This window comes from Leifsonia sp. A12D58 (assembly GCF_047530025.1).
In the GTDB taxonomy this organism is placed as follows: domain Bacteria; phylum Actinomycetota; class Actinomycetes; order Actinomycetales; family Microbacteriaceae; genus Cryobacterium.
In genome coordinates, this window is sequence record NZ_JBLJAT010000001.1 from 763,625 (window position 1) to 784,653 (window position 21,029).

The 21,029-nt window shown below is 63.0% G+C and carries 22 protein-coding genes and 1 tRNA gene; 10 read left to right on the forward strand and 13 right to left on the reverse strand.

Features of this window, described 5'->3' with window-relative positions; translation table 11 throughout:
- Positions 1-24: 24 nt before the first annotated feature.
- The 8 genes from ACMT3I_RS03700 to ACMT3I_RS03735 are packed head-to-tail and all read right to left on the reverse strand — an operon-like array spanning position 25 to position 7,022.
- Positions 25-1,110 (reverse strand): sulfate/molybdate ABC transporter ATP-binding protein, encoded by a 1,086-nt coding sequence (locus ACMT3I_RS03700; RefSeq protein WP_414803083.1) that lies wholly within the window; start codon positions 1,108-1,110, stop codon positions 25-27.
- Positions 1,107-1,919, reverse strand: coding sequence for an ABC transporter permease (locus ACMT3I_RS03705; RefSeq protein ID WP_414803084.1), 813 nt, complete (start codon positions 1,917-1,919; stop codon positions 1,107-1,109). Before ACMT3I_RS03705 ends, ACMT3I_RS03700 begins: the two co-directional genes overlap by 4 nt.
- A 5-nt stretch (positions 1,920-1,924) precedes the next feature.
- Positions 1,925-2,749, reverse strand: a complete 825-nt coding sequence (gene modA, locus ACMT3I_RS03710) for a molybdate ABC transporter substrate-binding protein (RefSeq protein WP_414803085.1) — start codon at positions 2,747-2,749, stop codon at positions 1,925-1,927.
- On the reverse strand, positions 2,749-3,159 hold the full coding sequence (locus ACMT3I_RS03715) for a TOBE domain-containing protein (protein ID WP_414803086.1): 411 nt from the start codon (positions 3,157-3,159) through the stop codon (positions 2,749-2,751). Before ACMT3I_RS03715 ends, modA begins: the two co-directional genes overlap by 1 nt.
- Positions 3,160-3,187: 28 nt before the next feature.
- Complete coding sequence (locus tag ACMT3I_RS03720; protein ID WP_414803087.1) at positions 3,188-3,601, reverse strand: molybdenum cofactor biosynthesis protein MoaE; 414 nt, start codon at positions 3,599-3,601, stop codon at positions 3,188-3,190.
- The gene (moaCB, locus tag ACMT3I_RS03725; protein ID WP_414803088.1) at positions 3,594-4,586 is read right to left on the reverse strand and encodes a bifunctional molybdenum cofactor biosynthesis protein MoaC/MoaB; all 993 of its coding nucleotides are present in this window, start codon (positions 4,584-4,586) and stop codon (positions 3,594-3,596) included. Before moaCB ends, ACMT3I_RS03720 begins: the two co-directional genes overlap by 8 nt.
- Positions 4,583-5,788 carry a gephyrin-like molybdotransferase Glp gene (glp, locus tag ACMT3I_RS03730; RefSeq protein ID WP_414803089.1) on the reverse strand — a complete coding sequence of 402 codons (1,206 nt, stop codon included), beginning with the start codon at positions 5,786-5,788 and terminating at the stop codon, positions 4,583-4,585. Before glp ends, moaCB begins: the two co-directional genes overlap by 4 nt.
- A gap of 58 nt (positions 5,789-5,846) precedes the next feature.
- On the reverse strand, positions 5,847-7,022 hold the full coding sequence (locus ACMT3I_RS03735; RefSeq protein ID WP_414803090.1) for a ThiF family adenylyltransferase: 1,176 nt from the start codon (positions 7,020-7,022) through the stop codon (positions 5,847-5,849).
- 40 nt (positions 7,023-7,062) lie between these two features.
- Here ACMT3I_RS03735 and ACMT3I_RS03740 point away from each other — a divergent pair, with 40 nt between their 5' ends.
- The 3 genes from ACMT3I_RS03740 (at position 7,063) to ACMT3I_RS03750 (ending at position 9,121) form a co-directional block, all read left to right on the forward strand.
- Positions 7,063-7,680: a sugar O-acetyltransferase gene (locus tag ACMT3I_RS03740; RefSeq protein ID WP_414803091.1), complete on the forward strand. Its 618-nt coding sequence runs from the start codon at positions 7,063-7,065 to the stop codon at positions 7,678-7,680.
- Positions 7,681-7,743: 63 nt separating this feature from the next.
- Positions 7,744-8,001, forward strand: coding sequence for a hypothetical protein (locus ACMT3I_RS03745; protein WP_414803092.1), 258 nt, complete (start codon positions 7,744-7,746; stop codon positions 7,999-8,001).
- A 40-nt stretch (positions 8,002-8,041) separates the two neighbouring features.
- On the forward strand, positions 8,042-9,121 hold the full coding sequence (locus ACMT3I_RS03750; protein WP_414803093.1) for a YihY/virulence factor BrkB family protein: 1,080 nt from the start codon (positions 8,042-8,044) through the stop codon (positions 9,119-9,121).
- 5 nt (positions 9,122-9,126) lie between these two features.
- On the opposite strand, the gene ACMT3I_RS03755 is transcribed toward ACMT3I_RS03750, so the two are convergent.
- From ACMT3I_RS03755 to ACMT3I_RS03770, 4 genes are read right to left on the reverse strand one after another with little or no spacing between them, the layout of a single operon-like run.
- Entirely contained in the window at positions 9,127-10,701 is a 1,575-nt protein-coding gene (locus ACMT3I_RS03755) for a molybdopterin-dependent oxidoreductase (protein ID WP_414803094.1), read from the reverse strand.
- Between the two features lie 46 nt (positions 10,702-10,747).
- Entirely contained in the window at positions 10,748-11,428 is a 681-nt protein-coding gene (locus tag ACMT3I_RS03760) for a YoaK family protein (RefSeq protein WP_414803095.1), read from the reverse strand.
- Between the two features lie 43 nt (positions 11,429-11,471).
- Complete coding sequence (locus ACMT3I_RS03765) at positions 11,472-12,047, reverse strand: pyridoxal 5'-phosphate synthase (RefSeq protein ID WP_414803096.1); 576 nt, start codon at positions 12,045-12,047, stop codon at positions 11,472-11,474.
- 18 nt (positions 12,048-12,065) lie between these two features.
- On the reverse strand, positions 12,066-12,620 hold the full coding sequence (locus ACMT3I_RS03770) for a TetR/AcrR family transcriptional regulator (protein WP_414803097.1): 555 nt from the start codon (positions 12,618-12,620) through the stop codon (positions 12,066-12,068).
- A gap of 125 nt (positions 12,621-12,745) precedes the next feature.
- Between ACMT3I_RS03770 and ACMT3I_RS03775 the strand changes: the two genes are divergently transcribed.
- The gene (locus ACMT3I_RS03775; protein WP_414803098.1) at positions 12,746-14,302 is read left to right on the forward strand and encodes an MFS transporter; all 1,557 of its coding nucleotides are present in this window, start codon (positions 12,746-12,748) and stop codon (positions 14,300-14,302) included.
- 3 nt (positions 14,303-14,305) lie between these two features.
- Here ACMT3I_RS03775 and ACMT3I_RS03780 read toward each other — a convergent pair whose 3' ends face one another.
- Positions 14,306-14,944, reverse strand: a complete 639-nt coding sequence (locus ACMT3I_RS03780; protein ID WP_414803099.1) for an MBL fold metallo-hydrolase — start codon at positions 14,942-14,944, stop codon at positions 14,306-14,308.
- A 145-nt stretch (positions 14,945-15,089) separates the two neighbouring features.
- On the opposite strand from ACMT3I_RS03780, the gene ACMT3I_RS03785 reads away from it, so the two are divergent.
- From ACMT3I_RS03785 to murA, 6 genes are all read left to right on the forward strand, one after another.
- A tRNA-Glu gene (locus ACMT3I_RS03785) sits at positions 15,090-15,162 on the forward strand.
- A 327-nt stretch (positions 15,163-15,489) separates the two neighbouring features.
- Complete coding sequence (locus tag ACMT3I_RS03790; RefSeq protein WP_414803100.1) at positions 15,490-16,512, forward strand: TerC family protein; 1,023 nt, start codon at positions 15,490-15,492, stop codon at positions 16,510-16,512.
- 6 nt (positions 16,513-16,518) lie between these two features.
- Complete coding sequence (locus tag ACMT3I_RS03795; protein WP_414803101.1) at positions 16,519-17,337, forward strand: PP2C family protein-serine/threonine phosphatase; 819 nt, start codon at positions 16,519-16,521, stop codon at positions 17,335-17,337.
- Between the two features lie 147 nt (positions 17,338-17,484).
- Positions 17,485-18,957, forward strand: a complete 1,473-nt coding sequence (gene leuC / locus ACMT3I_RS03800; protein WP_414803102.1) for a 3-isopropylmalate dehydratase large subunit — start codon at positions 17,485-17,487, stop codon at positions 18,955-18,957.
- Between the two features lie 2 nt (positions 18,958-18,959).
- Positions 18,960-19,556 carry a 3-isopropylmalate dehydratase small subunit gene (leuD, locus tag ACMT3I_RS03805; protein ID WP_414803103.1) on the forward strand — a complete coding sequence of 199 codons (597 nt, stop codon included), beginning with the start codon at positions 18,960-18,962 and terminating at the stop codon, positions 19,554-19,556.
- 7 nt (positions 19,557-19,563) lie between these two features.
- The gene (gene murA / locus ACMT3I_RS03810; protein WP_414803104.1) at positions 19,564-20,940 is read left to right on the forward strand and encodes a UDP-N-acetylglucosamine 1-carboxyvinyltransferase; all 1,377 of its coding nucleotides are present in this window, start codon (positions 19,564-19,566) and stop codon (positions 20,938-20,940) included.
- The last annotated feature ends 89 nt before the right edge of the window (positions 20,941-21,029 follow it).

The window sequence follows — 21,029 nt, forward strand, 5'->3', positions numbered from 1 at the left end:
GAGCAGATCACGAAGCCCCGCAGCTCAGGATTTAACGTGCTCGTCCACCGAATAGAGCACGACATCATCGGGCGAGAACGACAGGTGTATTGGCACTCCCGGTGCCAGGTCGAGATCAGCGACCTGCCGGGGTTGCAGATCGGCTGACAGCCACTCGGTACGCACACGGATGAGATCTCCGCGCGGCTCCACATCGTGCACGGTGCCGAGGATGACATTGTTGCCAGGGGTCGCATGTACCTCGGCTCCTGGCTGCACGCGGGCTACCCGCACTGCCGCCGGACGAAGTGCCGCGGCGACGAGCTCGTCGAGCTCGCCGGACAACCCGTCGGGCGCTGCAGCGATTTCAACTCCGTCGTCGGTGACCAGACCCTCAACCGTGCGGCGGCCGGTAAGTAACGTCAGACCGACGAGTTCGGCCGTGAAGGGGTTCTTCGGATGCTCAAGAACGTCACGAGTCAATCCGGTCTCCACAATGGCGCCGTCTTTCAGAACGATGACACGGTCGGCGAGCAGGAACGCATCGAGTGCGTCGTGAGTGACGATGATGGTGGTGAGGCCGGCGATCACCTGCCGCAGCATCCGCCTCACGTTCACCGTGGCGGTTACATCGAGGGCGGAGAACGGCTCGTCGAGCAGCAACAGCCGCGGATAGGCGGCCAGCGCCCTGGCGATCGCGACACGTTGTGCCTGTCCGCCCGAGAGCTCGTGCGGACGGCGGTCGGCGAACTCGAGAGTCTCGGTGTCGACCATCCAGTGCTCGGCGATCGCCGGGGCCTCAGCGCGTGAAGCTCCCGTGCTGCGGGGACCGAACTCGACGTTGGCTCGCACCGACAAGTGCGGAAACAGCAGTGGCTCCTGCGCGAGGAGCGCAACGCCTCGCCGATGAGGTGCCAGCCACTGCCGGGCACGCGGTCCGTCGTCGAACAATACTGTGCCCTCGAGCTCGGCCCGTCCGGCATCCGCTCGCAGCAAGCCGGCGATCAGACCGAGCAGTGTTGACTTGCCTGCACCGTTCGGGCCGAGCACGGCAAGCGTTTCGCCGGGCTTGAGGCGCAGCGAGATGTCGAAGCCGCGGTCGGCCAGGCGGGCATCGAATGAGAGGCTCATGACAGCAGCCGAGTCCTGCTGGGCTCACTCACACCATGAGCGAGCGCGACAACGATGACGGCGACGACGACCAGAACCAGGGCGAGCGCGACTGCGGCATCCGGATCGATTTCTCGCTGCAGGTAGATCTCGAGCGGGAGCGTGCGCGTGACGCCCTGCAGGCTCCCTGCGAAGGTGAGCGTGGCGCCGAACTCACCCAGCGCGCGCGCGAATGAAAGCACAGCCCCCGAGATCAGCGACGGCAGCACGATGGGCAGGGTCACCCGCGCCAACACTGTCGTTGGCCGCGCTCCGAGGGTGGCCGCAATTGCTTCATATCGGGTACCGGCTGTGCGCAGTGCCCCTTCGAGACTGAGCACGAGAAAGGGTAACGCGACAAATGTCTGGGCGAGAATCACTGCCGTCGTCGAGAAGGCGATCTGGATGCCGAGGATCTCAAATGTCTCGCCGAGCAGGCCGCGTCGTCCGTAGAGATAGAGGAGCGCCAAACCGCTGACCACGGGAGGCAGCACGAGCGGGAGCAGCACGAGAGACCGCGCGATGCGCTGGCCGCGGAATAAAGTGCGGGCGAGCACCACCGCCATCGGGATACCGAGAACGATGCAGAGCAGAGTGGCAACCAGGGACGTTCGAAGGCTGAGGAGCAACGCGGCAACCGATGCCTCTGATGTGATCAGCGGAATGAACTGGGCCCAGTCGACGCGGGTGACAAGTGCGACCAAGGGGAGCAGCACAAAGAGCGCGCCGACGACAGCGACGCCGACTATCCAGCGCGGCACTGTTGACGGCATTCCCCTACTGATTTTCATGATTGCTACGGCGTACCGAAACCGGCGATAGTGAGCACCTTCTGGCCATCGGGCCCCATCACGAACGCGACAAAGGCTGCAGCGAGCGCTCCGTTGCTGCTGCCCGTCAGCGCGGTGATCGGGTAGGTGTTGACTGCAGCGGATGCTTCCGGCAGGCCGACAGATTCAACGCTGGCTCCGGCCGAGGTGACGTCGGTGACGTACACGAGGCCGGCATCCGCTTCACCCGAGCTGACCTTGCCGAGAACATCTGTCACTGACGACTCCTCGCTGACGGGGGTGAGAGTGACACCGGTGGCGATCTCGATCTTGACTGTTGCGGTGCCACAGGGAACCTGAGGGGCGCACACGACGGTCTTCACGTCGGGGCTGGCCAGGTCGGCAAAACTGGTGACCTTCGCCGGGTTTCCCGGCGGAACAGCGATGGTGAGCACATTGGTGGCGAAGTCGATAGGAGCGCCGCTGGCAAGATCTGCTGTCGTTACCTTGGCCATGTTCGCTTCGTCGGCCGAGGCGAAGACATCGGCGGGTGCGCCCTCGGTCAGCTGGGTGACGAGATCGGACGAACCGGCAAAGCTGAATGTCACGTGCGTGCCCGGGTGCGCTTCTTCAAAAGCAGCGCCCAGGGCGGTGAATGTCTTGGTGAGGGATGCCGCTGCGAACACGGTAATCGAGCCCTCAAGAGCCTCTGTTGTGCTGGCAGGCGTCGTGCTCGCGTCGTTTGTGCCGCTCGGTGCGGTATCTGTCGACGCACACGCGCTGGCGCCGATGACAAGAGCTCCGGTGATGAGTGTGGCAGCCAGAATTTTCTCGAAGCGTGGCGTCTTCATCAATTGCCTGACTTCACTGTGGGCGTTTCAATGATCACTGTTGTTGCTTTGACGACGGCGATGGCGACGGATCCCAGCTCGAGTCCGAGCTCTCTGACGGCCTCGCTGCTCATGAGTGAGACGACGCGATGTGGTCCGCATTGCAGCTCGACCTGGGCCATCACGGTGTCCATGGTGATCTCGGTGACCAGGCCGACGAATTGATTGCGGGCGGATCGGCCAACGGTCGATGGATCATCGGGCAGAATCGCATTCTTCTTGGCCAGCTGTGCGAGCGAGAGCCCGTCGACGACTGTGCGCCCTGCTTCGGTACGGGAGCTCTGGAGTAGGCCCGATTCCACCCAGCGTCTGACTGTGTCGTCACTCACTCCGAGGTAGCGTGCTGCGTCCTTAATCCGAATCTGCGGCATAAACCACATCGTAGGGCACTGTTTGCGGCTAAAGCGCTACCCATTCTGATTTTCCCTCAGAAAAATGCTGGCGTTTCCAGAGGGGTACCTGGGCCTTGATTCGTTCGACAAGTTCGGCGCAGGCAGCGAATGCCTCGGCTCGATGGGGAGCAGCGATGGATGCGATCAGCGCAACGTCGCCGATGGCGAGTGGGCCGACTCGGTGCATGGCAGCCACGCGGAGGCCAGTGCCGGCAGCGACCTGTGTGCAGCATTCGAGCAGGAATCGCTCAGCGTCGGGATGCGCCTGATAGTCAAGCGCGGTGACCGACCTGTCGTCGTCGTGATCGCGCACGACACCCTGGAAGGTGACAAGTGCACCGTTCTCGGACGTCATGACAAAGGAATCGGCCAGTGCCTGGTCGAGGGGCTCGTGGGAGATCTGAGCGAAGACGTCAGGCATGCTGCGCCGATCCCGAGACCTGGTCGACCAGGTGCGGCAGCAGATCGGTGAGTACGGCGAGGCCGTCTGCAACGCCGCCGGTCGAGCCGGGAAGGTTCACGATCACCGTGCGGCCGGCGACGCCGGCCAAGCCGCGACTGAGCGCTGCCATCGGGGTTGATGCCAGTCCTCGTGCACGGAGGGCTTCGGAGATTCCGGGCAGATCCCGGTCGAGGAGGGCGGCTGTTGCCTCAGGGGTGGCGTCGGTTGAGGAGACGCCAGTGCCGCCGGTTGTGATGATGACTGCTGGCTGCTCGTGAACCGATGCCGCCAGCGCGCTCTGGATGTCGGCATCCGCTACGACGATCGGGGCAGGGGTCTCGAACCCGCGTTCGCGCAGCCACTCGGCGATGACGGGGCCGGTGGTGTCTGGGCGCTCGCCGGAGGCACCGCGGGTTGACGCGACGATGACGTGGGCGGTGTGGGCGGTGTGGGCGTGGGGAGTTGCGGGCGAGTCTGCGGGTGCAATGCCGGCAGTAGCCCGCGTCCACAGGCCGCGCTTGCCGCCGCTCTTCTCTTCAAGCCGGATGTCGGTGAGCATCGCTGCCGGATCAACAGCCTTGACCATGTCGTGCAGGGTGAGGCCCGCGATCGCCACAGCGGTGAGGGCCTCCATCTCCACTCCGGTGCGCCCGGTGGTCTTCGCCGTCGCTTCGATCTCGATGCTCGATTCGCCGAGCTCGAAGTTGATGCTCAGCGAGGACAGCGGCAGCGGATGGCAGAGGGGGATGAGGTCCGCAGTCTTCTTGGCTCCCGTGATTCCGCCGATCCGCGCGGTGGCCAGCACGTCTGCCTTGGGTAGTCCATCGGCACGCACGAGGGCTAACACCTCGGCTGTCGTGACCAGACGACCGCGGGCAACGGCGATCCTGGTGGTCACAGCCTTGTCACTCACATCGACCATGCGAGCGCGGCCGTCGCCGTCGAGATGGGTCAATTCGCTCATAGCGTCCACACTCTCACGTCGGTCCCTGCCTCAAGGGCAGTGACATCCGCGGGGACGTCGATCAGCACATCGGCCCTGGCCATCGCGGCGACGAGGTGCGAACTGGTCCCTGCCACCTGCTCGACGAGCACGTCATCGACAACGGCGCCACGCAGAAACTGGCGTTTGCCTGCCACCGACGTGATCGGCTTCGCGAGGCGGAGCGAGATCGCCTGATCGACCGAGCGCCCAGCGGCCCTGTGCAGCAGCGCACGTACAAAGACGACGAACGACACCTGGGTACTCACCGGATTGCCCGGAAAACAGACAACAGGCACCCCGTCGATCACCGCGGTCGCCTGCGGTCCGCCCGGTTGCATGTCGACATGCCCGACGGATGCCCCGAGCGGTTCGAGCACATCGCGCACCACCTCATAGGCGCCCATCGAGATGCCGCCGGAGGTGATCACCAGGTCGGATGCAGCGATCGCGTCATCGAGGATCCGACGGAAGATCGCCAAATCGTCGGTGCTCCTGGCTGCGATCGACACCTCGGCACCGGCCTCGGTGATTGCGGCAACGAGCGCGATCTGGTTCGCGTCGAAGATCTGGCCGGGACTGGGCGCAGGCGAGACCCCAATCTCAGAGTGGGCCACAAGTTCTGATCCCGTCGTGATGACGGCGACGCGAAGCTTGCGTCGCACCACCACCTCGCTGATGCCGGCGGCCGCGAGAGCTGCAAGGTGCCGAGGGGCCAGCAGGACACCGGCCGACACGAGTTGATCGCCGGCACTAAGATCGCTGCCGCGCTCGCGGACGAATTCACCGGCACCTCGGGTGCGAGTGATCGTCACGTGGGCAGGACCGGCGCCGGGCTCGGTGTCTTCGACAGGGATGATCGCATCAGCACGATCGGGAACCGGTGCGCCCGTCATGATCCTGGCAGCGGTGCCGGGCAGCAGGGGTTGCGGAGCGCCGGGGCCGGCCGGAAGTTCGTCGCTGACCGGGAGGACGACGGGAACAGTCGTCACGTCAGCGGCACGCACGGCAAAACCATCCATCTGCGAGTTGCGGAACAACGGCAGGTCGACGGCCGAGCGAACATCGACAGCGGTGACCCTGCCGAGAGCATCGAGCACGGAAACCGATTCTGCCGCCAGTGTGGCGAGTCGAGGCGCAAGCATCCGCTCGATCAGGAGGGCGTGGTCGTCAACGGTGGTCACGGGTGAGCATCCGCCGAACAGGTGAGCGTCATGACATCAGTATTGCGTGTCGCACTACCTAATAGCGGGATAGGGCGCGATCGATATCGCGGGCCCAGACGTCGATTCCGCCGGTGAGTCGCAGGGTGTTCGGCAGGCCGGCGTCGACGAGCAGCTGTTGGGCACGCTCGGCCCGCGGCCCATGGTGGCAGTACACGACGAGCGTGGTGTCGCGTAGCGCTGTCACGACGCCATCCGGATCGTCGGTCAGATCCTGCTCAAGTTCGCCGAGGGGAATGAGGGCCGCGCCGTCGATGATCGCCAGCTGGGCTTCCCACGGTTCGCGCACGTCGATCAGCGTGATGGCATCGCCGCGCGTGAGGCGTTCCTGCAACTCGGTGGCAAAAAGCGCAGACAGCGCGTCGGGGGCTGCGGCAATGCCACAGAACAGGTCGTAATCGATGAGTTCGGTGATCGGTGCTGCGAGGGGATCGGCGGCATACGATACCTCGCGGAACGTGCCGCGCAGGCTGTCGTAGGTGGTGACACGGCCGAGCAACGGCTCTCCGACGCCGGTCAGCAGCTTGATGGTCTCTGACACCAGGATGCCGCCGATGACTGAACAGACCGAGGGCAGCACACCGGCCTCAGCGCAACTCGGCACTTCACCGGGCGCTGGCGGCTCGGGAAAGAGGTCGCGGTACTGCGGTGCGTTGGCCGCCCAGCTCACGCCGGCCTGGCCGCCGAACTGGTGCACAGCGCCCCAGACGACGGGGATACCACGCAGCGCCGCAGCATCATTGCTCAGATAGCGGGTAGGAAAGTTGTCGCTGCCGTCGATGACCAGGTCGAAGTCGGCCAGGATGGCCAACGCGTTGGCCGCGCTGAGTCGCACGTCGAAGGTGATGACCGTGGTGTCCGGGTTCAGCGCGGCGATCGTTGCTGCGGCGGATGCCACCTTCGAGCCGCCGACGTCCGCAGGCAGGTGGACAGTCTGACGCGGCAGATTGCTGGTCTCAACGATGTCGTCATCGATGATGCCGATGGTGCCGATCCCCGTGGCCGCGAGACCGGGGAGCACCGCGCTGCCGAGACCACCTGCGCCGATCACGAGCACTCGAGCCGCGGCCAGGCGCTGCTGGCCGAGCTGGCCGAATCCGGGGAGCATCAGGGTGCGCGAGTTCCTGTCGCGGCTTTCGGGAGAGAGGGGCACGCCGGGCGCCACCAGGGGCGGGATGCTGTCGCGGTCGTCCATGGGGATAGCCTACGTTCGCGGCCTCGTTTACGATCGGTCCATGGCTGAGACGAGAGACTATTTCGCCGGAGATCCACGGACCAATCGCGAGCGGATGCTGGCCGGCGACAACTACATCGCAGACGATCCGGACAGCATGGTCGAGGCCCAGCGCGCCGTGCGGCTGACGAACCAGTATCTGGCCGCCTACGCCGAGGACGCAGCAGCAGCCAGGCCCATCCTGCAGGATCTGATCGGCACCTTGGGAGACGGGGCGGAGATCAAGCCTCCGTTGTTCGTCGATTACGGCAGTTACATCAGTATCGGCGCCGGGACGTTCATCAACTACAACCTCACGGCGCTTGACGTCGCCCCGATCGTCATCGGGCGGGACTGCCAGCTCGGGCCCAACGTGCAGCTACTCACGCCAACGCATCCCATCGACCCACGGATGCGGCGTGACAAGCTCGAGTCCGCGAAGCCGATCACCATCGGCGACAATGTCTGGCTGGGTGGCGGAGTGATCGTGCTGCCCGGGGTCACGATCGGCGATAACAGCATCATTGGCGCCGGTGCGGTGGTCACGAAGGACGTGCCGCCCGACGTTATCGCTGTCGGGAACCCCGCCAGGGTCATCCGCTCAGTCAGCGAGGTCAACGAGGTCATGGAAGCCGACTAGTCCATTCACGTCGCCCCGATAAGGGGTTACCGTGACACACACGATCGAACGGGAGAGTGTCGAATGAACGCCCCAGAATCCCCAGACGAAGACGGTGTCGGAACCCAGGACGAACCTGTCATGGATTTTCCGCACGCTTCGGATGCAGAGAAACTGACCGGAATCATCAGGCAGACCATCTTCGATCTGGGAGCAGACCACCCCGTTGCCCAGATGACGGCCATCGTCTTCGAACGGTCTACCGATAGCGGGCTCGATTTCACCGCAGAGCACGTGACAGCGGCCGTGCAGTCGGCGATCCGCGGACCCGAACCCGCGTAATACAGTTGTCTTTCCCCCTGATTCTGACGAGGAGGTAGTCGTGGCTCGTAAAAAGAAAGAAGCGGCACCGGCACCGGCACCGGACCATCCAGACAAGCCGGCGTCCCCGACCGACGTGTCAAAGCGTTCGTGGAAATATGCGCTGCGCAAGTCGTTTCGAGAGTTCACCGCCGATGAGTGTCCGGACTCTGCCGCGGCGCTGACCTACTACGCGGTGTTATCAGTCTTCCCTGCGGCGATTGCACTGATTTCGCTCCTGGGCATCTTTGGCCAGGGAAAGAACTCGACCGATGCCATCCTCTCCTTGGTCGAAGAGATTGCTCCCGGCGAGACCGCCGACGTCATTCGCGGCCCGCTTGAACAGATCAGCTCGTCGTCAGCAGTCGGCTTAGGGTTGGTCTTCGGAATCGTGCTGGCGGTGTGGTCGGCATCCGGTTACGTCGGTGCGTTCAGCCGGGCGATGAATAGGATCTACGACGTCCCAGAGGGCAGGCCATTCTGGAAGCTCCGGCCTGTGCAACTCGTCGTGACGATCGTTGAAATCATTCTCGTGCTGATCATGCTGCTGCTCGTGATCGTCTCAGGTCCCGTCACAACTGCGATCGGTAACGCCCTCGGCATCGGAGAGACGGCCCAGCTCGTCTGGTCGATTCTGAAATGGCCGGTGTTGGCCCTCGCGGCAGTGCTGCTCATTGCTGTGCTGTACTACGGGGCGCCAAACGTGAAGCAACCCAAGTTCCGCTGGATCAGTGTCGGAGCGACCGTGGCGTTGGTTGCTGCGCTTGTCGCCTCGTTGCTCTTCGGGCTGTATGTGGCGAATTTCTCCAACTACGACCGCACGTACGGGTCATTGGCCGGTGCAGTCGTCTTCCTCCTCTGGCTCTGGATCGTGAATCTCGCCTTGCTCTTCGGCGCTGAATTCGATGCCGAGCTTGAGCGCGGTCGGCAGCTGCAAGCCGGCATCGCAGCGGAAGAAGCCATCCAGTTGCCTCCCCGCGACAGCCGCAAGAGTGACAAGGCGGCCAAGAAGGCGCAAGCAGACATCGAGGAGGGCAGACGCTTGCGTGAAGAGAGTGCGAAAAACCTCGAGAAGAAGCAGAGCCTGGACAAGAAGAAATAGGCGGTTCAGTTCACTGAAACCGAGATGCTGTCGAGTCCGGTCGCGCCGTCAGGCACGACGTCGGCGAGCTTGGCCGTCTGAACCAAGCCGTCGGCATCCGTCGCTCGTGCTCGCAGGGTGTGTTGACCCGACGTGGCCGGCCACACCCACTTCCATTGGCGCCAGGTATCGATGTTGAGGGCTTCGGCCAGCGTCGCGTCGTGCCAGTCGCCCTCGTCAACTTGAACCTGCACCGCGCTGATGCCGGTGTGCTGGGACCAGGCGACGCCGGCGACCGTTACATCGCCGGCGGCGACTGACCCGCCCGATGGCACGTCGATACGCGACGAGAGCTTGATCGGGCCGTGCTCCGACCAGCCGCGATCGGTCCAGTACGAGGTGACCTTGTCGAACCGGGTCACGTCGAGCTGCACCACCCACTTGGTGGCTGACACATAGCCGTAGAGACCGGGAACTACCATCCGCACCGGGTAACCGTGCTCGATGGGGAGCGGCGCACCGTTCATGCCGATAGCCAAGATCGCGTTGCGATCATCCGTGAGCGCCTCGATGGGAGTACTGGCCGTCCAGCCGTCCTGGCTGCGCGACAGCACCATGTCGGCGTCAGCATGCGGCTTCGCTTGGGCCAGCAGATGACGGATGGGGTAGCCGAGCCAGGTTGCCGTGCCGATCAGATCGCCACCCACCACGTTCGATACGCAGGTCAGGGTGGTTCGGCTCTCCTCCAGGGGAAGCTTCAACAGCTCGTCGAATGAGAGTGTGACCTCGTTGTCAACCATGCCGGTGATCTTCAGAGTCCAGTTGGCCGGATCGATGCCCGGCAACTGCAGTGCGGTGTCGATGCGGTAGAAGTCGCCGTTCGGCGTGATGAGTGGTGACAATCCTGGCACGTCGAAGGATGCTGACGCGGGGATGGGCGGTGCGGGTACGGTCGCTTTCGGCAATGTGAAGATCGATCGGGCAGCGCTCGCCGCCCGGTACCCCGCTCCGACCACCTGCCCGGCGAACAGCGCAACAAGCCCGAGTCCGGCACTGGCACTTGTCGCGACCAGGAATCGCCGCCGGGTCAGCGCCTCGCGGGGAGTCGAGCCCGGTGACTGAGCGGATGTCGCGGCCTCGCGTTCGCGATCGTGCAGTCGCCGCAGCAGCAGGTTCAGCAGGAAGACGCCGACCACTGCGGCAACGATCGAGGGGACGGCATCCATGAATGACGCGCCAGAGCGGGTGAGTGCGGCGAAGATGCCGACGGCACCGCCGAGCACGATCAGCAGTCGACCGAGCGGAGGACGCCGATACTCCAGGATGCCGGCGACGGCGCCACCGATGAGCAGCACCATCGCGAGCGAGATGATGAGCACTGCCTTGTCGCCGGTCCCGAAGGCGGCGATGACTGCTTCTTTCACCCACCCGGGCACGAGATCGATCACCAGTGCGCCGACGACGAGAATCGGGCTGCCGTTCTGGGCGATGAGCGAGCTGGTGAGCTCTGCCGCGCCGACGCCCGCCACAATCGCGGCGCAGCCTGTCGCGATTTGCCACCAGACGTTTGTCAGTGGCCGGGGGGAATTTCCGGCTGCCATGACTTGAGCATACGAATTAATGCTGGGATCCGCTGCCGAATAACGGTTATGCCTCCGGGGTGACCTTCTTCACGTGTCCCAGAGCAGCGACAGCGACAGAGATGGCGGCCGCGATTCCGAGCCCGAGGGCGATGTGTATGTGTAGGGCGGCAGCGCCGGCCAGCGCTCCGAGACCGATCAGGATCACGGCGCCCGCACGACGCTTCCACTGCTGCTTCTTGTTTCCACCGAGGCGCGAATCAGCGGCCAGGCCGGTGAGCGTCGAGGTGACGACGACTGTCGTGACATCCTTCACCGCAATGTGCCTGGCGGTGCCGGCCTGCATGCCCATCGCAAAGCCCAGTGCGCCCGTCGTCACGAACTGGGCGCCGGTCGGAATCTCCGGGGGGAACAATGCCAGCACGATGGCCAGCACCGCGAGGATCGCACCGACGAAGCCGAACAGGGTTGTGGAGCGTGCGGTCCATCCGGAGGGGACGGGGCGGAGTACCCGGCCAGACACCGCTGCACCGAGCATGAAGCAGCCCAACGCAATCAACGGGCCAACGATCGGCAGGTCGTCTGCGCCGAGTAGGCCCATACCCAGGATGACGACGTTGCCCGTCATATTGCCGGTGAAGACCCGGTCAAGGCCGAGATAGCCGACAGCGTCGATCACGCCGGTCGAGAACGTCAACGCCAGCATGAGCATCAGATGGAGCGTTTCGCGCTCTGGGGTCTTCGTCATACGTTCAGTTAACACCTAGGCGCATCATCACCCCGGCAGAGTGTTAGCCGGGCAGCACCGTAGCGATCCAGTCCTGCCCGGCACGTCTGTACTCCACTCTGGTACTCGGCCCATTGGCGTCGCTCTGCCAGAACGTGATTCGGCGCATCGAAATGCGGTAGCCGATCCAGGTCGGCGGAGCAGTGAGTGAGCCTTCCGGATGTGCACGATCGAAGGCCGCCCAGCGCGCATGGCGTTCGGCAGCAGGCAGAGCGGCGGTATCGGCATCGTTCTGCCAGGCGAGCAACTGAAGATAGCGGGACTGCGCTGCGTATGCGGCGGCTTGCTGCTCGTCGGTCGTCACTTCGGCGTCGCCCTGAATCGCCACCTGGCGATCGGCTTGCGGCCAGAGCAGCACGAGTGATACCCGGGGATCAGCGGCCAGTTCCCCGGCCTTGCGGGTGCGGATATCGGTATTGAAATAGACGGCATCGCTGTCGTGTCCGCTGAGCAGCACGGTGCGGGCATCGGGGTGACCGTCAGCGTCGATGGTGCCGAGGGTCATCGGGGGCGGTCTATGGCTGCCCAGCTGCTGCAACCAGCTGTCGAACAACGTGAGCGGGTCGGCATCCGTAGTCATGATGCCTGTCTACCAGTCTTACTGGCTGCTGCTGCGATCGGTGAGCGAGGTGACGAGCGCGATGAGGTCATCCATGTCGCTCTGGCTCGGCACGATTGACCCGACGGCCGGCAGCAGGGCTGAGTTGTAATAGAGCCCGTCGCTCAACAGCATGATCACACGGGCGACAGTGGGATCCGAAACCTCGGTGCGGATGACGTCGAGCCAGATCGTCTGCATCTTCTGCAGGGCTTCCCTGACCTTCGGGTGTGATCCCTGCGCAAGGTGGGCTGCGGCAATGATCGTGCGATCAAGCGTGCTGTTGGTCGAGACCGATGTGCGGATGAAATACGAGACGACACCTTCAGGCGCTGATCTCATCTCGTCGACATCGTCGGTGACCATCGCCAGCAGGCGATCGGTCAGCCCAGCGGCGAGGGCTTCCTTTGAGGTGAAGTGGTAGAGCAGTCCGCCCTTGGATACCCCGGCCTTCGCGGCCACGGCCTCGAGGGTCGCCGCTCGTTCACCGTCCTCGATGAGGATGTCTTCGAAGGCGGTCAGCAGCCGATCGCGGGTAGAAGGTGTCACTGTCACGTCCACATCGTATCGAGAGAAATACAGGCTCGCCGTGCTACTATACCGTCCAGCCGGTACAGTAAAATTCAAACCGGAGAACCACCAACGATATGAAAGCTCGAGAACTAAGCGTGACTACGCACATGATCAACACGGATACCCGCCCCGCCGTCGACGGTCGCAGGCCAGTACCGGAGCGCGCCGGGCGCAAGCAGTGGATTGCGCTCGTGGTGCTGATGCTCCCCGTGCTGCTGGTCTCGGTCGACAACACTGTCCTGAACGTTGCCCTGCCCGCTATCTCGAAGTCTCTTGAGCCGAGTGGCGCCGGGCTGCTGTGGATCGTCGATATCTACCCGCTAGTCCTTGCCGGCCTCCTGGTTTCGATGGGTAGCCTGGCTGACAGGATCGGCCGTCGCCGCCTGCTCATGATCGGGTCGATCGGCTTCGCCATCGTCTCGGTGTTCGCTGCGTTCTCGCCGACCACTGAGCTGCTCATCCTCGCTCGTGCCCTGCTCGGCGTGTTCGGCGCAATGCTGATGCCGTCGACACTGTCACTGCTGCGCTCAATCTTCATCAACCGTGACCAGCGCCGACTTGCAATTGCGGTTTGGGCATCAGCGTTTGGCGCAGGTTCTGCACTCGGTCCGATTGTCGGTGGCGTACTGCTGGCGAACTGGTGGTGGGGCTCGGTCTTCCTGATCGCTGTTCCTGTGCTGATCCCACTCGTCATCCTCACGCCAATCCTGATTCCAGAGTCGAAGGACCCCAAGCCAGGGCGAATCGACGTTCTGAGCATCCTGCTCTCCTTCGCCGCAATGGCGCCGATCGTCTTTGGCATCAAGGAGCTGGCGACCGAGGGATTCAACGCTCTCGGCATCGCGAGTGTGCTCGTCGGTGTCGCATCCGGCATCTGGTTTGTACGTCGCCAGCTGCGGCGCGACGACCCGATGCTCGATGTGCGGTTGTTCACCCGCTCGGCGTTCAGTGGTGCAGTCCTGGTCAACCTGTTCAGCGTCATCGCCCTGGTCGGCGGACTCTTCTTCGTCGCCCAGCACCTGCAGCTGGTTCTTGGGCTGGATCCGCTTGAGGCCGGGCTCATCCTGTTGCCCGGATCAGTGGCCATGATCATTGCCGGACTTGTCATCGTGCCGATTGCTCGTCGGGTGCGCGCCAGTATCGTTGTGCCCATCGGACTGCTCATTTCAGCAGGCGGATACGCGGCCGTCGCGTTGATGTCCGACAACTTGAGCGCTGCCACGATGATGTGTGCCTTCATCGCCCTCGGTGTCGGCATCGGTGCAGCAGAGACCGTCTCGAACGAGATCATTCTGTCGTCAGCTCCGGCAAATAAGGCCGGCGCGGCCTCTGCGGTGTCTGAAACCGCCTATGAACTCGGTGCCGTTCTCGGCACGGCAATTCTCGGCACACTGATCACGGCGTCCTACCGGGCTGCCGTTGTGCTGCCGGACGGACTGGCCGCCGAGCAGGCTCGCGCAGCGGGGGAGACCCTGGGTGGTGCTGTCGCTGTGGCGGATGGACTCCCGGCATCGCAGGCCGAAGCATTGCTTGAATCGGCCAGGCACGCTTTTGACAGCGGCGTCGGTGTGACGGCCTGGATCGGCGTGGCACTGGTGCTCACCGCAGCGGTGATCGCAGCGGTCAGCCTCGGCCGCGCCAGCGAAGACGCCAGTACGCGCTAAGCCCTACAGCGAGAGCTTCTCGTTCGGCAGCAGGGGGTGGTACTCGCCGCCTGCAGCTTCAGTGACGCTCTTCAAGCGGGCGTCAGCGAGGTCTTTCCCCACTCGGGACAGCACGATGTCATGGGTGGGGAAAGCGCGCTGGGGTGCGATCGCGCTTACGAAGTCCATGGCCTCGCTGATCTTCAGCCACGGTGCACCGGCAGGAGCCGCGAGGGTGTTCACCTCGACACCCTCCGGAATCGTGAAGGAGTCTCCCGGGTAGTACAGGACATCGTTGACAAGCACGCCGACGTTGTCGATTACCGGGATCGACGGGTGGATCACCGCGTGCTTCTCTCCGAAGAACCGCAGGGTAAATGGTTCGATCTCGACGACGTCGCCGTCTGTGACGACGGTGATGTCATAACCAGGTGCGGCAGCAGCGACTCCGGCTGGTCCGAAGATCTGGACATGCTCATTCATCTCGATCACGCGGTCAAGCTGTTCTGGGGTCCAGTGGTCTGCGTGTTCGTGAGTGATGACGACGGCTACGGTTCCCGCGGTCTCGGTGAGCGGGGTCGTGAAGCTGCCTGGATCGATGAACAATTTGTGTGAGCCGATCTCGAGGAGAAGGGCAGCATGTTCAAGTTTTGTCAGTTCCATGATGCGAGCTAATACCCAAATCTGCGCGGGCGCAACATGAGATGGATGCGGTCGAGTAAGACCCGAAATGACCCATCTCAACCTGTATTTTCCTCAATTTGGTGCGGGCGCAATGCGTGTGGCATACTCATTGAGTTGCAAAAACGGCCCCATCGTTTAGCGGCCTAGGACATCGCCCTCTCACGGCGGTAACGCGGGTTCGAATCCCGCTGGGGTCACAACTGCCCGGTTTCCAGTTTTTCATTGGAAGCCGGGCTTTTTTGTTTAACTGACAATTCTCCGTCTCTGTGCCGCTGCCCACGATGGGTCGAGCTCGCGCGTGGCATCCTCAACGGAGGCGTCGATCACGTCGGTGTCTCGTCAGGTAGACTTTTCCCTTGTGAAGGGGAGTATCCCTGCGGGTCCGATTCGGGTCCTACACCGTGATCGTCAGTACGGACCGCAGAGCTGGGGTCCCGGCGCGGTGGTGCCGGCTCAGCTGGTACGGGAGAGACTTTCAGCCTCCCTTGCTGCCCACAGAGCAGCTTCTCTCTGAAAGGTCCCACGTGGAACTTCAACTTCCCATCGCTTTTGAAGTGGGATCGCTGATCCTGCTGTCCCTGATCCTGGTTGCCGATCTGCTGATCGTTTATAAGCGTCCGCACATCCCGTCGGCCAAAGAATCAACACTGTGGGTCGTCTTCTACATCGCGCTGGCGCTCATCTTCGCCGGCTGCATGCTGTACTTCAGCGATGCAGAGCACGCGGGTCAGTTCCTGGCCGGTTGGCTCACTGAATACAGCCTGAGTATCGACAACCTGTTCGTCTTCGTGATCATCATGTCCAGGTTCAGGGTGCCGCGGAAGTACCAGCAGGAAGTGCTCATGGTGGGCATCATCATCGCCCTCGTCCTGCGCGGAATCTTCATCCTTCTCGGTGCCCAGCTCATCGAGAACTTCAGCTGGATCTTCTACATCTTCGGAGCATTCCTGCTGTACACGGCAGTGCACCAGGCCGTCGCGAAGGAAGACGACGGCGACGGCGAGAACGGCTTCATCAAGTTCCTGCGCCGCCACATGCCGATCTCAGATGAGTACGACGGATCGAAGATCCGCACGCTCGTCGGCGGCAAGAAGCTCTTCACGCCGATGCTCATCGTGTTCATCGCGATCGGTACGACAGACCTGCTCTTCGCGCTGGATTCAATTCCGGCGATCTTCGGTATCACGACGAGCCCGTTCATCGTCTTCACCGCGAACATCTTCGCCCTGATGGGCCTCCGTCAGCTGTACTTCTTGCTCGGTGGTCTGCTCGAGCGGCTCGAATATCTCAAGTACGGGATTGCTTTCATCCTCGCCTTCATCGGTGTCAAGCTTGTCCTCCACGCACTGCACACCAACGAGGTTCCGTTCCTGAACGGCGGCGAGGGGTACGAAGGGGCGCCGGAGATCGGCACCTGGACGTCACTCGCGGTCATCATCGTTTCGATGTCAGTCGCGACAATCGCTAGCCTGATCAAGGCGAGGCATGACGCGCGCAAGCGCGGACACACTCTCGCCGAAGAGATTTCACACCCGATCGAGGAGTAAACGTCCGTGGCGCCCACTGGAGAGAGTCAACTCACGCTTCCTATTACGCGAGTTAACATCCAGTTCAGCGCGCGCACCGATGTCGGAAAAGTTCGCCTCGCGAACGAAGACAGTCTCATGACCCAGTCGCCGGTTTTCCTGGTGGCGGATGGCATGGGTGGTCACGCCAGGGGAGACGCAGCAAGCCAGACGGTTGTCCGGGTCTTCGACGAACACATCGCGACAGGCGAACCCTCGACGCCAGAACGCATCCTCGACGCGATTCACTCGTCGAACGATGCGGTCAGGGACTTGAGTGCGGCCGACGACTTCGGAACTGCAGTGGCAGGCACCACCCTCACCGGTGTTGCCCTTGTCGATGCCGGTGACGGTCTCGGCCACTTCTGGATGGCCTTCAATGTCGGCGACTCCCGCCTGTACCGGTGGGATGGCCGCAGTATTCAACAGATCAGCATCGACCACTCAGCCGTACAGGAGCTGGTCGACGCCGGTCTTATTTCAGCCAATGACGCCGAGCACCACCCAGAGCGAAACGTCATCACCAGGGCGATCGGGGCCGACGAATTCGTTGACCCTGATGTCTGGATGCTGCCGGTCGACGCGCACGACGCGTTCCTGCTGTGTTCGGACGGCCTCACGAAAGAACTTGACGCCCACGACATCAATCGAATCCTTGCACCTCGCATGGCGACCCCAGAATTGCGCGGCACGATTGCCGATGCCCTGGTGGATGCCGCGCTGGAGCGTGGAGCGAGCGACAACGTGAGCGTAATTTTCATCGATTCGTACTCTGCAGCACCGACAGACATTCCACCCTCCGGTTAGCATCGCCCTGGCAGTCGAAGGTGTTAGCCTGAAGCGTGCTGTTCGGTCGACTTCTTCTTCTGTGCCGCGACGAGTCCCAGTTCTGAGGCCACTCTCGTCGCGGAGTCTGTCGTTGGCTGACCACCAATTTTCTGAGGAAGACGCACCATGACTAACGCATCAATTGCGAGCGATCGCCCACGCACTCTGGCCGAAAAGGTCTGGGACAAGCACCTCGTCGCCAAGGGCGAAGACGGTACTCCCGACCTGATCTACATCGACCTGCACCTCGTGCACGAGGTGACCAGCCCACAAGCATTCGACGGACTGCGCATGGCGGGTCGACCGCTCCGGCGTCCTGACCTCACCATCGCGACCGAAGACCACAACACGCCGACTCTCGCGATCGACAAGCCGATCGCCGACCTCACCAGCCGTACCCAGATCGAGACGCTTCGCCGCAACTGCGAGGAATTCGGCGTTCGCCTGCACTCGCTCGGCGACATCGAGCAGGGCATCGTTCACGTCGTAGGACCGCAGCTCGGTCTGACGCAGCCTGGCATCACGGTCGTCTGTGGCGACTCGCACACCTCGACCCATGGAGCATTCGGGGCGATGGCATTCGGCATCGGTACGAGCGAGGTCGAGCACGTCATGGCGACGCAGACCCTGCCGCTGAAGCCGTTCAAGACGATGGCGATCACCGTCGACGGCGAACTGCGCCCCGGTGTCACGGCGAAAGACATCATCCTCGCCGTCATCGCCAAGATCGGAACCGGCGGAGGCCAGGGCTACGTACTTGAATACCGTGGCAGCGCCATCCGCTCGCTCTCGATGGAGGGCCGCATGACCATCTGCAACATGTCGATCGAAGCCGGCGCCCGCGCAGGCATGGTCGCACCAGACCAGATCACCTACGACTACCTGGAGGGCCGCGCACACGCGCCGTCAGGACAGGACTGGGATGACGCCGTCGCATACTGGGACACGCTGGCCACCGATGAGGGTGCGACGTTCGACGCAGAGGTCATCCTCGATGCAGACACGCTTGAGCCCTTCGTCACCTGGGGTACCAACCCGGGCCAGGGCGTCTCGCTCTCCGAAGCAGTGCCGAACCCCGCAGATATCCTGGACGCCAACGAGCGTTCAGCCGCCGAGCGTGCGCTCGAGTACATGGACATCCAGGCTGGAACGCCCATGAAGGATATCCGTGTCGACACCGTATTCCTCGGTTCGTGCACGAACAGCCGGGTCGAAGACCTGCGTGCTGCTGCAGAGATCATCAAGGGGCGGAAGAAGGCCGATGGCGTCCGCATGATGGTCGTACCTGGTTCTGCCCGCGTGCGGATCGAGGCAGAAGCTGAAGGCCTCGACAAGATCTTCACCGATTTCGGCGCTGAATGGCGTTTTGCCGGCTGTTCAATGTGCCTCGGCATGAACCCTGACCAGCTGGCTCCCGGTGAGCGCTGCGCGTCGACGAGTAACCGCAACTTCGAAGGCAGGCAGGGCAAGGGCGGGCGCACGCACCTGGTTTCGCCGCTGGTCGCGGCTGCGACAGCCATCAGGGGTACGCTGTCGAGTCCCTGGGATCTGACCCAGGATTCGCTTTCACCAGTCACGGCAGAGCAGGAGGCCAAGTAGCCATGCAGAAATTCACCACGGTTACCGGCGTCGGCGCTCCACTCCGTCGCTCGAATGTCGACACAGACCAGATCATTCCCGCCGTCTACCTGAAGCGCGTCACCAAGACAGGCTTCGAAGACGCCCTGTTCGCCGGCTGGCGCCAGGACCCAGAATTCGTGCTCAACCAGCAGGCGTACCAGGGTGCTCGCGTGCTCGTTGCCGGTGCCGATTTCGGTACGGGTTCCTCGCGCGAGCACGCCGTCTGGGCGCTTCGTGACTTCGGTTTCGACGTCGTGCTCAGCCCCCGTTTCGGCGACATTTTCCGCGGAAACTCAGGCAAGCAGGGACTGCTCGCCGGTGAGATTTCCGAAGCGGATGCCGAAGCGCTGTGGAGCGCGATGGAGGCAGAGCCGGGAATAGAAATGACTGTCGACCTCGTTACCAAAACTGTCCGTCTGGGTACGCTCTCAGTTAGTTTCGACATCGACGATTACACTAGATGGCGGCTGCTGGAAGGCCTCGATGACATCGGGCTGACACTGCGTGATGAAGCGCGAATTGCAGAATTCGAATCCCAACGGGAGTCATGGCGACCCCAGACACTCCCTGCAAAGTAGGTAATTAGTGAGCACAAGCACACTCGGCGAAGACGCACAGAACCACGGTGCTGCCGTCGGTCTCCTCGGCGACAAAATCACCATCCGCGGCGGTATCCCGCTCGTCGGACGCATCGAACTCAAGGGGGCTAAGAACCTCGTCACCAAGGCGATGGTTGCCGCGCTCTTGGGCGAGAGCCCCAGCATCCTGAAGGATGTCCCCAACATCAGCGACGTGCGTATCGTGCGTGGGCTGCTTGAGGTTCACGGGGTGAAGGTCACTGACGGCGCAGAAGAGGGCGATCTCATCCTCGACCCCGTCAACGTCGAGAGCGCTCACTTCGCCGACATCGATGCCCACGCGGGGTCGTCGCGCATCCCGATCCTGTTCTGCGGTCCGCTGCTGCACCGCCTCGGCGAAGCATTCATCCCCGACCTCGGTGGTTGCCGCATTGGCGACCGCCCGATCGACTACCACCTTGAGGTGCTGCGCAAGTTCGGCGCAGTTGTTGAGAAGCAGCCGAACGGCATTCGCATGTCTGCACCTAACGGCCTCAAGGGCACCAAGGTCGACCTGCCATACCCGAGCGTCGGCGCCACAGAGCAGGTGCTGCTGACTGCAGTGCGTGCCGAGGGCATCACCGAGCTCAAGGGCGCAGCGATCGAGCCCGAGATCATGGATCTCATCAACATCCTGCAGAAGATGGGCGCCATCATCACGGTCGACACCGACCGCGTGATCCGCATCGAGGGAGTTGAGCGTCTCGAGGGCTACCGCCACCGTGCACTCTTCGACCGCAACGAGGCTGCCAGCTGGGCTGCCGCCGCACTGGCGACTGATGGCGACATCTTCGTTGGCGGTGCCAAGCAGCCAGAGATGCTGACCTTCTTGAACGTGTTCCGTAAGGTCGGTGGCGCTTTCGAGATCCACGACGACGGCATCCGTTTCTACCACCCGGGCGGAGACCTGAAGCCCGTCATCATCGAGACGGATGTACACCCCGGCTTTATGACGGACTGGCAGCAGCCGCTCGTTGTAGCGCTCACCAAGGCCAAGGGCATGTCGATCGTGCACGAGACCGTCTACGAGCAGCGTTTCGGCTTCACCGACGCACTTGTCGAGATGGGTGCAACGATCCAGATCCACAAGGAGTGCCTCGGCGGCCATCCGTGCCGATTCGGTCAGCGCAACTTCAACCACTCGGCCGTCATCCTGGGACCGGCGAAGCTGCACGGTGCCGACATTGAAGTTCCCGACCTGCGTGGTGGCTTCAGCCACCTCATCGCGGCGCTCTCTGCCGAGGGAACCTCGACAGTCAGCAATGTCGGAATCATCAGCCGCGGCTATGAAAACTTCATCACCAAGCTGGCGTTGCTCGGGGCGGACTTCGATCTCGAAGGATAATGGGTCTGTGCCCGCATCGAATTCCCTTCCTGACCCTGTGACTCCTTCTACTCCCGCGCGAACGCGCTCGGAAAAGAGTAGTCCGTCGA

Bases quoted from the DNA above. Each gene is read 5' to 3' on its own strand.
- ACMT3I_RS03765 (WP_414803096.1), bottom strand. From the start codon at position 12,047: ATGACTACGGATGCCGACCCGCTCACGTTGTTCGACAGCTGGTTGCAG.
- ACMT3I_RS03760 (WP_414803095.1), bottom strand. From the start codon at position 11,428: ATGACGAAGACCCCAGAGCGCGAAACGCTCCATCTGATGCTCATGCTG.
- ACMT3I_RS03715 (WP_414803086.1), bottom strand. From the start codon at position 3,159: ATGCCGCAGATTCGGATTAAGGACGCAGCACGCTACCTCGGAGTGAGT.
- ACMT3I_RS03775 (WP_414803098.1), top strand. From the start codon at position 12,746: ATGATCAACACGGATACCCGCCCCGCCGTCGACGGTCGCAGGCCAGTA.
- leuD (WP_414803103.1), top strand. From the start codon at position 18,960: ATGCAGAAATTCACCACGGTTACCGGCGTCGGCGCTCCACTCCGTCGC.
- ACMT3I_RS03700 (WP_414803083.1), bottom strand. From the start codon at position 1,110: ATGAGCCTCTCATTCGATGCCCGCCTGGCCGACCGCGGCTTCGACATC.
- modA (WP_414803085.1), bottom strand. From the start codon at position 2,749: ATGAAGACGCCACGCTTCGAGAAAATTCTGGCTGCCACACTCATCACC.
- ACMT3I_RS03755 (WP_414803094.1), bottom strand. From the start codon at position 10,701: ATGGCAGCCGGAAATTCCCCCCGGCCACTGACAAACGTCTGGTGGCAA.
- leuC (WP_414803102.1), top strand. From the start codon at position 17,485: ATGACTAACGCATCAATTGCGAGCGATCGCCCACGCACTCTGGCCGAA.
- ACMT3I_RS03720 (WP_414803087.1), bottom strand. From the start codon at position 3,601: ATGCCTGACGTCTTCGCTCAGATCTCCCACGAGCCCCTCGACCAGGCA.
- ACMT3I_RS03740 (WP_414803091.1), top strand. From the start codon at position 7,063: ATGGCTGAGACGAGAGACTATTTCGCCGGAGATCCACGGACCAATCGC.
- ACMT3I_RS03745 (WP_414803092.1), top strand. From the start codon at position 7,744: ATGAACGCCCCAGAATCCCCAGACGAAGACGGTGTCGGAACCCAGGAC.
- ACMT3I_RS03735 (WP_414803090.1), bottom strand. From the start codon at position 7,022: ATGGACGACCGCGACAGCATCCCGCCCCTGGTGGCGCCCGGCGTGCCC.
- ACMT3I_RS03705 (WP_414803084.1), bottom strand. From the start codon at position 1,919: ATGAAAATCAGTAGGGGAATGCCGTCAACAGTGCCGCGCTGGATAGTC.
- ACMT3I_RS03780 (WP_414803099.1), bottom strand. From the start codon at position 14,944: ATGGAACTGACAAAACTTGAACATGCTGCCCTTCTCCTCGAGATCGGC.
- moaCB (WP_414803088.1), bottom strand. From the start codon at position 4,586: ATGAGCGAATTGACCCATCTCGACGGCGACGGCCGCGCTCGCATGGTC.